Source organism: Caballeronia sordidicola, assembly GCF_002220365.1.
GTDB lineage: Bacteria > Pseudomonadota > Gammaproteobacteria > Burkholderiales > Burkholderiaceae > Caballeronia > Caballeronia sordidicola_C.
Genome location: NZ_MTHB01000164.1, coordinates 1 through 11,523, shown reverse-complemented (window position 1 = coordinate 11,523; position 11,523 = coordinate 1). Strand labels below are relative to the sequence as shown.

General features: G+C 58.2%; 8 protein-coding genes and 2 pseudogenes. 3 read left to right on the top strand and 7 right to left on the bottom strand.

The window, feature by feature from the left end:
• Positions 1-176: 176 nt before the first annotated feature.
• Entirely contained in the window at positions 177-770 is a 594-nt protein-coding gene (locus tag BSU04_RS46585) for a transposase (RefSeq protein ID WP_179258423.1), read from the top strand.
• 176 nt (positions 771-946) lie between these two features.
• Here the strand turns inward: BSU04_RS46585 and BSU04_RS24060 are convergent, their stop codons facing one another.
• From BSU04_RS24060 to BSU04_RS24040, 6 genes are all read right to left on the bottom strand, one after another.
• On the bottom strand, positions 947-1,798 hold the full coding sequence (locus BSU04_RS24060; RefSeq protein WP_306427219.1) for an HD-GYP domain-containing protein: 852 nt from the start codon (positions 1,796-1,798) through the stop codon (positions 947-949).
• Between the two features lie 63 nt (positions 1,799-1,861).
• Positions 1,862-2,182, bottom strand: a complete 321-nt coding sequence (locus BSU04_RS48580; protein WP_306427220.1) for a DUF3391 domain-containing protein — start codon at positions 2,180-2,182, stop codon at positions 1,862-1,864.
• 126 nt (positions 2,183-2,308) lie between these two features.
• Positions 2,309-2,833 (bottom strand): chemotaxis protein CheW, encoded by a 525-nt coding sequence (locus BSU04_RS24055; protein WP_089162934.1) that lies wholly within the window; start codon positions 2,831-2,833, stop codon positions 2,309-2,311.
• Between the two features lie 126 nt (positions 2,834-2,959).
• Positions 2,960-3,859 (bottom strand): integrase core domain-containing protein, encoded by a 900-nt coding sequence (locus tag BSU04_RS24050; protein ID WP_089162933.1) that lies wholly within the window; start codon positions 3,857-3,859, stop codon positions 2,960-2,962.
• Positions 3,856-4,245 carry a transposase gene (locus tag BSU04_RS24045; RefSeq protein ID WP_089162932.1) on the bottom strand — a complete coding sequence of 130 codons (390 nt, stop codon included), beginning with the start codon at positions 4,243-4,245 and terminating at the stop codon, positions 3,856-3,858. The genes BSU04_RS24050 and BSU04_RS24045 overlap by 4 nt, the downstream gene beginning before the upstream one ends.
• A 27-nt stretch (positions 4,246-4,272) precedes the next feature.
• Positions 4,273-6,006 (bottom strand): methyl-accepting chemotaxis protein, encoded by a 1,734-nt coding sequence (locus BSU04_RS24040; RefSeq protein ID WP_089162931.1) that lies wholly within the window; start codon positions 6,004-6,006, stop codon positions 4,273-4,275.
• 1,141 nt (positions 6,007-7,147) lie between these two features.
• Here BSU04_RS24040 and BSU04_RS24035 point away from each other — a divergent pair.
• Positions 7,148-7,765: a hypothetical protein gene (locus tag BSU04_RS24035; RefSeq protein ID WP_089162930.1), complete on the top strand. Its 618-nt coding sequence runs from the start codon at positions 7,148-7,150 to the stop codon at positions 7,763-7,765.
• Between the two features lie 725 nt (positions 7,766-8,490).
• Positions 8,491-10,959, top strand: a pseudogene (locus tag BSU04_RS24030) (DUF3772 domain-containing protein).
• A 264-nt stretch (positions 10,960-11,223) separates the two neighbouring features.
• On the opposite strand, the pseudogene BSU04_RS46580 reads toward BSU04_RS24030, so the two are convergent.
• A pseudogene (locus BSU04_RS46580) lies at positions 11,224-11,523 on the bottom strand (Mu transposase C-terminal domain-containing protein); the annotation flags it as partial.

Below are 11,523 nucleotides of genomic sequence, written 5' to 3'. Positions count from 1 at the left end.
GGCGCGGACCGCCCCCGACGCTGGCCTTGCACAAGATCTTCAATTACATCCTGCAAGTGCTGTACATGGGCTGTCAATGGAAGATGTTGCCGATCGAAAGGAATGCCAAAGGTCACCCCGAAATTCACTATACGCGTATCTAACGCGCGATGCGCCGCTGGCTTGCAGATGGTTGCATGGATGCCATCTTTGCGGGCTCGGTGAGCAGGCTCCATCATGACAAGTTGCTTGATCTGACGATTATTCACGGCGATGGGACGACGACGGCCGCGAAGAAAGGCGGCGACAACCTCGGTTACAGCGGCCACAAACATCTGAAAGGCGACAAGGTGGTGGCCTTGTGCGATCGCCACTTCAACGTCATCGCCCCGTTCATCACCGCTGCCGGCAACCGCAACGAATCGCCCCTGCTGCGCGACGCGCTCCCCCGGCTCAGCCAGATCGCGCGCGCTATCGGCATGGACCTGCAAGGCACGATTGTCAGTCTGGACGGCGCCTACGACTGCCGGGCCAACCGCAAGGCGATTTTCAATCGCGGCATGGTTCCCAACATTCCGGAAAACTCTCGCGGGCGCAAAAATACAAAACGCGGTCGCAAGCAGCGTTTCGAGCAAGCCATCTTCGAGGAGCGCTTCAGGACCATTGAGCGCGTCTTCGCCTGGGAGGACAAGTTTCGCCGTCTGCTGCTGCGCTTCGAGCGCATCAGTGATGTGCACTACGCGCTCAAAACCCACGCGTATACGATGATCAACCTGCGCCACTACTGCTAAGCTTCAACGCAGGGTTCGGAGTTCATGGCGCAGTGCGCCATGAACAGTCACGCCATTTACGTTTGCATTCCTGAAGATATTGTCCTGTTGAACAACCTGATAGACGTCATTTTTCGCAACTATCCATCCTGCTTCGCAGGTTCGTGAATGTCGCCGGTGTCCTGCAAGCCACACAGTCACGAAACTAGCAACCAGTTGTCAGTCAGATGAGGAAAATTCCACGCCTTCGGGTCTTCTACTCGGACAATTCGGTCCGAACCCTGCGCTTTCTCAAGGTTTAAAACGTGAGGGATAACGGGCTGGTTAGATTTGGTGGAAAAAAACTTCTTCACGACGGGAGCTGAGATGGCGCCACGGTTCTGATCCAACACGACAGCGAGATGCCTGGACTCGAGGCGCACCAACGTGCCCACAGGATAGATGCCAATGCATTTGACGAAAGCGGCAAAAATCGTTTTATCGAAATGTGCTTCCCAGGATGCCATACTTCGCAGTGCTTTTACTGGCTGCCATGCGGCCTTATAGGGCCGGTCAGACGTAACAGCGTCGTACACATCGCACACGGCAGCCATGCGGGCGAGCAATGGAATGGCATCGCCGCTGAGCTTATGCGGATAACCACTGCCATCGACCTTTTCGTGGTGGTGCAATGCCACTTGCAGCACGCCGGCGCTCACATTCGCGCCTTGTAGTAATCTCCAGCCGTCTTCAGGGTGAATTTTTGCAATTTCAAACTCTTCAGCGGTCAATTTTCCAGGCTTGTTGAGCACGTCGAGTCGCATCAGTGACTTGCCAATGTCATGCATCAGGCCGGCTGCCCCCGCCTCGCGGATAGTCTGCTCATCAAGTTCAAGCTCGCATGCCAAAGCCGTCATCAACGCGCAAACTGCGACCGAATGCATGTAAGTAAAGCCGTCATGCTGCTTGAGCCGCGCGACGCTTGTGAGCGCATGGGGATTGCGAATGACCGAAGCGCTGATCGCTTCGACCAAGGGCATCATCACCGTAGTCGACACCGCCTTGCCCATGCGAGTCTGCTGAAAGACCAACTTCATCTGGGCGCTAGCCGAGGCGAACAGACGCTTCGCATGTTAGATCTCATCAGCGACCGACTTTCGGGGCGCAAGCGCTTGTGTAAGACCAGGTGCAGCAGGAACCGACTCACCCAGTTGTTCCATCGCTAAATCTCGTCCGGCGGACAAACGGCCATTGACGCTTGTCTGCGTATCGTCCTCCAACCCTTTGTCCGTATCGATCACGACCGACTTGATGCCGCTCGCGACGATTTTTCTGATGTCGTCATCGCTCAGCAGGAAGGATCGTTTCCAGAACGGGTGATCAAGCCAGCTACCATCCAGCGCTTGCAGAAACATACCCGCGCGCAGTGACGACACTGGAATCTTTTTTAGCATTGGGGCGTGCCTACTGCCGGTGACGCAACGTTGGAAAGCCACGTCCAAATGGATCATATGTTCAATGCAGCTGTCATGAAGATGGTTGGGTGCACTTCGTTCCCAACTGAATCCAGAGCTGTACGTTCAACCCAATTCCATCTCGGGCAAACAAACCTCTGGTGAAGAAATCAAGTTGTCGATATCAACGAGAATGAGCATCCGTTCATGGCCGTCGCTTGGTGCCGAACCGATGCCCGTTATGAAGCCGACGTCGGCTGCGGTGCTGAGTTCCGGAACGGGGCTGATCTGGCCGCTATCCAGCGCCAGTACGTCACTGACTGAATCCACCACGACGCCGACGACACGCTTACCAACATTCACCACAAGGACGACGGTAAGCTCATCGTATTTCACTGACTTAAGGTTGAATTTGATCCTCAGATCCAGGATCGGCGTAATGACGCCCCGTAGATTGATCACCCCTTTGATGAAAGCAGGGGCGTTTGCGATGCTGGTCGGGGGGGCATACGAGCGAATCTCCTGAATGTGCAGGATTTTGATGCCGTACTCCTCGGCCCCCAGGTTAAAAATCAGGAACTCGCCACCCGCTTGCGCGGAGGAAGCTGCCAACACGGTTGGGGCTTGAGCACCCTCTTGAATTGCTTCCATGATCGGATCCTCCGTGTGATCCAGTTGAGCCGTGTTTAAAACGTTTCCCACGCGGCAGTGGCCGGCGTGACTTGCCCTACAACAGAGAGTGTACCGGCTCCGGTTGTCTGGACACGCTTTTGCAGTTCAGGCGGCCAGTTTCATCAGCCGGGCCTGACGGGCTTCGAGGGGTGACATGAAGCCCAGCTTTTCGAGACGCCAGTCGCGATTGTACCGATCCTTAAAGGCGACGACGGCGGTACGAACCTCCTCAAGATTGCTGAAGATGCGCCCATGAATAGCCTGTTCCTTCAGTGTCCGGTTGAACCGCTCGGCAACGCCGTTGGTCTGCGGTTCAGCGACGAAGGCATAGCTTGCCGCGATACCCCAGAATTTGATCTGCTCACGGAAGTCGTCCGACGTGTATTGCGAACCGTGATCCATACGCAGCGACAACCCGCGCCCTACGTCGGCGGCCACGCAGCCAAACTCGCCCAGCAGCCCTTGGGCGATCGGTTCGAGGGCAGCGAAGCGGTCACCGATCTTCGCGGCATGAATGCCGGTGCACATGCCGTCGCAATGATCGACAGCCGAGAAGATCCACACCATGCCGTCGTCCACGGTCGCGATGCGCACGCCGTCGGTGCCCCACATCTCATTCGGGCAATCGGTTGTAATCCGGCCGTCGTGGAGGTTGGGTTCGCCTGGCGCCCGCCGGTGCGGCGAGAGCAGACGGTGCTCACGCATGAGCCGCAGCACGCGCGTGCGGGAGACTCGGATGCCGGACAGGATGCGCAGCCGCGCCCAGACCTTGCGATGCCCCTCGCCGATGAACGGCGAGGCCGCCAAATCGTCACGAATAGCCTTCAGCAGATCGGCATCGGGCATCTTCGGTTTCGGCCCGCGGCGCCCCGGGATGATCGGCACGACGTTGTCCGCCGTGCGCGCGCGGACAGCATAGATCGTCGAGCGGGGGAATCCGAGCACCTGGCAAACCCGTTGCAATCCAAAGGGCTTGCTCGCATTAACGGAGATCGCGCGGCTCATGTCGACGATCTCCGAGCGGTCAAAGGGCGACGGGCCTGCAGTTCACGTTCCTTACGCAGGATCTCGTTTTCCATGGACAACTCGCCCACGCGTCGCACGGCGTCATTGAGCCGGGCTTCCAGGGGATCGCTTGTGCGCGCCTTCAGACCAGCCTCCATGCCGGCCAATGCCAGCTCACGCCATTGTTCGAGCTCAGCGATCGTCACGCCGAGTTCCCGGGACACGGCGTCAACGGGCTCGCCACGCAGCAGCCGAAGCACCACGCCACGTTTGCGACCGGTCGACCACCGCTTGACTTCGGCGGCGCCAGAGGCGCTTCCAGTCGCGCTACGCGCTCCTTCCAGCGCCTGTGGCGCAACCCCGTTTGCATCTGTTTTCTTCAACATCAACAACTCCAGTTTGGGACCTACGTTTTACCCCAAATCTGTGTCCAGAAAAACTGGAGCCGCGGCACCTACAACAGAGAGGCCTGCTGCTGCCGTGGGACGCTTGGTCGAGCTCAGGTTGCGCTTCTGGCTAGACGGGGTTTGGCGTCCGGCTGGTGCGGTGCGTGCCGGTGTGCTCACAGCGCGATCTACCTTGCGCCCGAGCGACGCTGCGGCGTCAAGGTGGAAGAAGGCAATCGATTCGTTCAACTGCCGCCCCTGATCCTCCAGGGATTGCGAGGCGGCCGCCGCTTCTTCCACGAGCGCCGCATTTTGTTGCGTCACTTCGTCCATCTGCGTGATGGCCTGATTGACCTGCTCGATCCCGCGACTTTGTTCCCCGGAGGCCGCCGCAATCTCCTGCATGATGTCGGTTACGCGGGCGACGGCCTGCGTGACTTCGGCCATCGTCTTGCCGGCGTCCTCTGCCAGGACTGACCCGTCCCGAACCTTTTGCCCCGACGTCGCAATCAAGTCCTTGATTTCCTTGGCCGCACTCGACGAACGTTGTGCGAGGCTGCGTACTTCGCTCGCCACGACAGCAAAGCCCCGCCCTTGCTCGCCGGCGCGGGCCGCTTCCACTGCCGCATTCAGCGCGAGAATGTTGGTTTGAAAGGCGATCCCTTCGATGAGCCCGGTGATATCCGCAATCTTGGTCGAGCTTTGGCTGATGTCTTCCATCGTAGCGACCACCTGGCTGACGACCGCATTGCCTTTCTGGGCCACGCTTGATGCGGTGGCGGCCAGCCCACTCGCTTGTTGCGCACTTTCTGAGTTCTGCTTCACGGCCGACGTCAGCTCTTCCATGCTGGCTGCCGTTTCTTCGAGCGCCGCCGCTTGTTCTTCGGTGCGCGACGATAGATCCACGTTGCCTGCCGCGATCTGGCTCGATCCGCTCGCAATGCTCTCAGCGGCCGTGCGGACCTGGCCGATCAGCTTCACCAGACTACCTCGCATCTCGCCCATGGAAGCCAGCACGCTGCCTGCAGGTGCTTGATGCGCTCCGGGCACGGCACTCAAGTCGCCGCTAGCGACACGTTTGGTCACTTCGCTCAACACGTCGGGCTCCGCCCCCAAAGCACGCATTAATGCCCGCAGCAACTGGATGCCCAAGCCGGCGCTCAGTACTACCGCAATCGCAATGCACGAAACCATCAGCCAGAAAGCGTTTGAGTTGGCGGCGTTGTTCGCGTCGCGTATATCGTGGCTGAGTTTCTGGTTGTACTCGTTGTGACTATCGAAAGCCGCCTTGAGGGTTTTGGCTGCGTCGTACTGTGTCCCACCATTTGCAAGCATGGACTTGGCACCATCCTGGTCGCCTGCCCTCACTTTGTCGAAGAAGCCTTGCCGGACCGACCGGTAGTTTGCGAATGCCGCCTTTTCTGCCTGCAGCAATTTTCGGTCTGTGTCGTCAGCGATATCGTCCCGTTCATAGGTCGCAAGATGCTCGTCGACACTCTTGTCTATCGCTGCGATTTCTTGTTCCGTCGAGGCCCTGGTGGCGTTATCAGCACTCACCAGGTATCCGTAAGCCAGTCGGCGCAGATTGCTGACATTATCTTTGGCATCGGTGAGCTCTTTAGTGCTAGGAATAATATTGGTCTGGACAAGCTCAAAGCGCTGCTGCGCCTGACTGAGCCGCCAAAGACCGAAGCTCCCCACCACAAGCAAAGCAAGCAACGCGACTCCCAACGTAAATATAAGCCGTTTTCTAATAGTCATAAATACTCCGAAATTTAAAATATTTGAATAATTGGCAATATTAGAACGTGTTTACTAGTTTTTTTTGCTTACGATGCACCTTGCTCAAAGTTACACCGTTAAATTCGCAAGATTGAGTAATCAGTGAACTTGTCCTCGTCAAGTCTCGGGATTTTTATTTCCCTGACAAGGATCAAGATTACGCGACGGATATTGGATTGTTGCTGCAGTGGAGCTTTTCCGCGTTCATCAAGATTGTCTATCACGAGACATCCCCTTGTTAACGACCCTAAGAGAAGTTGCCGTAGGTATACTAAGGGTTTTCATTTCCAATATGGCTTGTGTTTTCAGCGCGCAAGGAATTTCGAGGGTTCGGCCGTAATCTTGCTGCGCGTCTCGCGCATTAAGCGCAAAAACAATTCAGCACGCGTACCCTCATGCCTATCTCCTCTTCTTTTCGCGGAATAGTTATCGGCTTTGACTGCCCGCTGGAACTGACTTGGCCGTCTGTTGTATGGCAGAAGCACTGATTGGTCGCTGCGAAAAGGCGCTCCTTCGTCTGAATACCTTATTTCATCTGCATTAGCGACGCAATGGCCGCCATGCCCGTACCAAAATCACTCTCATTACAACGCTTTCAGCTTATTTAGCTTTATTTTACTTATTTTCAACATTTCCTCTGGTAAATAGCGCATCGTAGAAGAGAAGGTAGATTAACGAGTGTGCTGCCATGCGAACGGTCATTTGCACGCGTGATTTAATGTCACGCCTTCATTCACGTGCTCCGCAATGCGTGATGCGAACGTGTATCACAGTCTCTCAGGAACTGGCGAGCCCTCGGCGCCAGAGCCTTTAGCCATTGGCTTCTGTGGCCGGCCTTTTTATAGTATGTCTTGCTTCATGCCCATATGCTGTGCCAAGAAAAGTACAGCAACCCGGCCGTCGCGATTCTCGTTCGCTAATTAGGTCTATGCATGGGTAACGGTGGGGGCTGTCATGATGCTCATCATTTCAGCGATGATGGAACTTGCCGTACGACTGAGATGGGATAAAGAGTCAAAAACGCGTCGTCTGATTCGTAGTTGCATCAGCGTCAAGAGCGGTGCGGAGACCTAGAATTCGCCGTTTTGGCGGTTATCGCACCCTCAAGGCAGATCAGATCATGATGGATAGCAACGATTTAATCGAATACGCGCGCCGTGCCGCGCAACTTGGGACCTGCTGGACCCGGCTGGAGGATATTCGTCGGCAAAGCGAGTGTTTGGCCGGTCAGGTGCGACAATCGAAATCGAAGCTCAAGGCATCCATCCTCGCCCCGACGTCGACCCAGTCGGGTCAGGCATCGGTCATTCATGGCCAGAACAAACTGAAAGCCTTGTATCAGACCACATATTTGTCGCTCGATATACTGTCGGAACACCTTGCCGAGTTGTGCGTTGTCGCGACATCAACGGCTCAACGTGTTCATGCGCTGGGCTTGCGGCCTGTCGCTGCACCCGGCGAGGCGAGCGGCCTCACTACACGCCTTAGCTCCGCTTTGGGTGAGCTTGAAGAGGCCACCACGCGTGCCGAGGTTCAACTACTGGAACTGAAGCGATTGGTCGTGAACAATAGTTGCGTCGTCGATCAATTGATCCTCGACAAGAGTGTAAGCGGGCACCTAAAAAAAGAGCCGAGTGTTGGGGATCTTTGCGTTTATCCCGCTCTGCCTATTTCGCTTGATCCGGTCGAAAAAACATATCGCTGTGAACGATGCGCCGACACGCACAGCTTCCGGTAATTAGGTGCGCACCAATAATTTCCAGCAACGCTGATTCGGCTTTGCCTGCAGGCGGCGTCAGAGCGCCAGCCCCGTAAGCCGATACGCTCGCACGATGATTGATTAACCAGCACCGCTCAAACGCGATCCACACCTTGCGCCTGCTCAAATTTTGGTTTGCTTCGAAGTCAAGATCGACACTTAAACTCGCACCGACCGCGGCATTGGGCTTTAGTCGCGATGTATTCGCGTCTTCTCTCAGCGTCTCGTTTTGTCGTAGCCGTACCAGTAGAAGAGCAAGATTCAAACGGATGTGGCTCGACGTCAACTGACCGTGCACCTCATGACAAACGGCGCATGACTCGGGGATAACGTGATTTGCCGAAATATCGTAGCCAGGGACTTTCGCCGTCTACTTTTTTGTCGATCGCCGCGCGCAATATTCAGCAACGCCCCGGCTTGGGGTAGCGATATGACTCTCTGACACGTGCGAGTTTCGCTAGCCGCTCGATCGGCTCAAGGCGTTTAAACATTTATTGACGTTGTATAGCCTTCTGATGCGACCCACATTCAGTCAAAACTTTTGACACAGGCCATTTTTATTACCCCTACGACTTTGGCAAACACGGGGCGCGACGCTGCCCGGAACGGTCCGGCTCTGAAGCACGGCGAGCGGGTATGGCAAGCTATGACGTTGCCGAACGCTGTCACCCGGCCTACACCATGCACTGTGAGCCATTCTGGATATGTCGCTAAAGTTCGTATCTCGCGCCGCGCTCGTCGCGGCGCTCACCCTGACTCCGGCGCTACTGCCTGACGTTGCAGACGTCGCATTCGCCAGTCCTGCAAAGAGCACGGCGGTCGACGACGATACACCTGCCGCCTCGACCGTCGCGATACCTACTCCCGTCATACTGTCGGACGACGACGCGCAAGCCGAACTGAAACGGCTGCAACGCGCACAGGACCGTATCAAGCAGCAGGCCTCCACCGCGACGAGCTTTAAGCAGCTGTCGGGCCTTGACGACGCCACTAAGCAGCTCGCCGACGACACCGACAAACTGATTGCCGCGCTGCTGCCGCAACGCGCGCAACTATAGGCGCAACTGGATGTGCTCGGTCCGCCGCCGGCCGCCGGCGCGACGCCGGAAACGGCGTCGGTCGCGCAGCAGCGAACCGATCTCAACACGCGCAAGGCGCAACTCAATGCAGAGATCAAGCAGGCCGCCGACGGCAAGACCAATCTCGCGAACCTGAACGCGCAGATTGCGCGACTTGAGCATGGGCTGTTGAAGAGCCAGCTCGCGTTCCGCTCGGGCAGTATCCTCGCCCCGCAGTTCTGGTCGCCGCTGTTCCGGCCGAATCCGGACGATCGGGAGAGTCTGAGCGCGTTCGGCGACGAAGTCGCACCGGTGCTGAAATCGGTCTGGCAGCCGGGACAGAAGTTCGTGACCGTGCTGTTTCTGCTGATCGCGCTCGCGGTCTGGGCGGCGGGGCGCCAGCAGGTCGAGCGGGGGATGGCGTACGTATGCCTGCACCACTTGCCGGAGGGGCGACTGCGGCGCAGTGCGCTCGCGCTGTCGACATCGCTCGCAACTGTGGCCACGACCGCTGTCGCGGTGCAGCTCGCATATTTCGCGCTGACGCGCCACGCGGACCTGCCGCCACCGCTCGAAGAGCTCGCCGACGCGGTCGCGAAACTCGCGATGACCTGTGCGCTGATCGCCGGCCTCGGCCGCGCGCTATTATGCACGCGGCATCCGTCGTGGCGCCTGCCCGCGATCGCCGATCCGGTCGCGCGCGCGATGAGGCCGTTCGTCGCATGGCTTGCGGGGCTGCTGATGTTGTCCGGCACGCTTGAGCAACTGAATCGCACTGTCGATACGAGCCTGCAGGTCACGCTGTTCGGACGCGGTATCGTGTCGCTCGTCGTGGTGCTGACGATCGGCCTGTCGCTGGTGCGCTCGAACCGCGTCCGCTCGGCGCTCGCCGCCGCGGGCGAAGCGCCCGAGGCGCGCTCGACGCTTGCCGGGCTGATTTACGCGGGCGTCACTTTGATCATCGTTGTGTCCCTGGGCGCGCTGCTGATCGGCTACATCTCGATTGCGCGATTCCTCACGTACGAGCTGGTGTGGTTTGACATCGTGCTGTGCACCGGGTACCTGCTGACGCAATTGACCAAAGACGCTTGCGAAAGCCTCTTTTCCACCCAGCAAGCGAGTGGCCGCGCGATCAAACATCTGTTCGGCCTGACCGACATGCATCTCGACCAGGTGTCGACGATCCTGTCCGGCGTCGGCACGAGCCTGCTGATGCTGATCGCCGTGTTCGCGCTGTTCACAGGCGGCTTCGGCACGACGCCGGGCGACCTGCTGACGAGCCTGCTCGGCGCGTTCGACACGGGGCGACTGAATCGTCTGAACATCGTGCCAGAGCACATCCTGAACGCCGCGATCGCGCTAGTGGTCGGCGCTTATCTGCTGCGGGCCGTGCGCCGCTGGCTCGATGCCGAGCTGCTGCCGAAGAGCGGGATGGACCCCGGTATGCGGATGTCGTTGGTCACGCTGTTCAGCAATCTGGGCTACGTGCTGCTGGTGCTGCTCGTGTTGTCGCTGCTCGGAGTTAAATGGAACAACCTCGCGTGGATCGTCAGTGCGCTGTCGGTGGGGATCGGCTTCGGGTTGCAGGAGATCGTCAAGAACTTCGTGTCGGGGCTGATCCTGTTGACTGAGCGGCCGGTGAAGGTCGGCGACATGATCAGCATCAGCGGCGTGGAAGGCGATATCCGGCGCATCAACGTGCGCGCGACCGAAATCCAGCTGAGCGACCGGTCCACCGTGATCGTGCCGAACTCGCAGCTGATCTCGCAGAACCTGCGCAACGTGACGATGGGCAACACCACGCAGGGCGTCGCGACGCTGATGCTCACGTTCCCGCTGAACACCGACCCCGAACAGATCCGCGACATCCTGTTCAGCGCGTTTGACGAGCATGCAGCGATACTCGATAAGCCCGCGCCTTCGGTCACCTTCAGCCAGTTGACACCGGACGGCATCACGTTGAGCGTAATCGGCTATGTCAGCAGTCCGCGCATTTCGGGGTCGGTAAAGAGTGAGTTGTTATTCGAGATACTGAAGCGGCTGCGCGCCGCCGAAATCCCGCTGTCGAATCCACAGATGCTGATGGTGCAGAACATGCCGCATCCGGGGACGTGATTCGCGGTGCCGGTTCACCCCGTTTCATCGATCGCATGGCGTGCGTCCAGCGATGTTCCGAGAAACATTCATGCGCGCGCAGGTCATAGACCCTTGCTGAACCGGCGCCGCGATTTGCCGCGTCACCTCATCAAGCTAACACCATGCGGCGAAGCGAGTTGTTTGCGATACAGCGAAGCGGGCATTGGTTGCCGCTTGAGCGCTAATTCCCCCTCAGGGGCAGCGCCCCTGCGGGCTAAGATGTTTTTCGTTCGCCCTAACCAATCAGAGCGATTTAGCCAGCAGACGCTGCCTGGGAAGCCACGTAGTGAGCACGTCGTCGACGATCAATTCTGTCCGGGCACCCAGGCGCCGGCTGCCGGCTTTGGGGCCACGCTCACGCGGTCTGACCGCACTGATAACGGGGTCTGCCAGAAATCGCTTCCGCAACCGATAGACCGTCGTCCAGTGCACGTTGAGCAGTCCTGCTGCCTGCAGTGCCTGGGCCTTCGAAAGAGGTTGGGTTCCAAGCGGGCGAAGTATGCGGGCGATGACAGCTTCCCGGGCTTCGTGTTCGTTGGCCTT

Bases quoted from the DNA above. Each gene is read 5' to 3' on its own strand.
- BSU04_RS46585 (WP_179258423.1), top strand. From the start codon at position 177: ATGGATGCCATCTTTGCGGGCTCGGTGAGCAGGCTCCATCATGACAAG.
- BSU04_RS24060 (WP_306427219.1), bottom strand. From the start codon at position 1,798: ATGGGCAAGGCGGTGTCGACTACGGTGATGATGCCCTTGGTCGAAGCG.
- BSU04_RS48580 (WP_306427220.1), bottom strand. From the start codon at position 2,182: ATGCTAAAAAAGATTCCAGTGTCGTCACTGCGCGCGGGTATGTTTCTG.
- BSU04_RS24055 (WP_089162934.1), bottom strand. From the start codon at position 2,833: ATGGAAGCAATTCAAGAGGGTGCTCAAGCCCCAACCGTGTTGGCAGCT.
- BSU04_RS24050 (WP_089162933.1), bottom strand. From the start codon at position 3,859: ATGAGCCGCGCGATCTCCGTTAATGCGAGCAAGCCCTTTGGATTGCAA.
- BSU04_RS24045 (WP_089162932.1), bottom strand. From the start codon at position 4,245: ATGTTGAAGAAAACAGATGCAAACGGGGTTGCGCCACAGGCGCTGGAA.
- BSU04_RS24040 (WP_089162931.1), bottom strand. From the start codon at position 6,006: ATGACTATTAGAAAACGGCTTATATTTACGTTGGGAGTCGCGTTGCTT.
- BSU04_RS24035 (WP_089162930.1), top strand. From the start codon at position 7,148: ATGATGGATAGCAACGATTTAATCGAATACGCGCGCCGTGCCGCGCAA.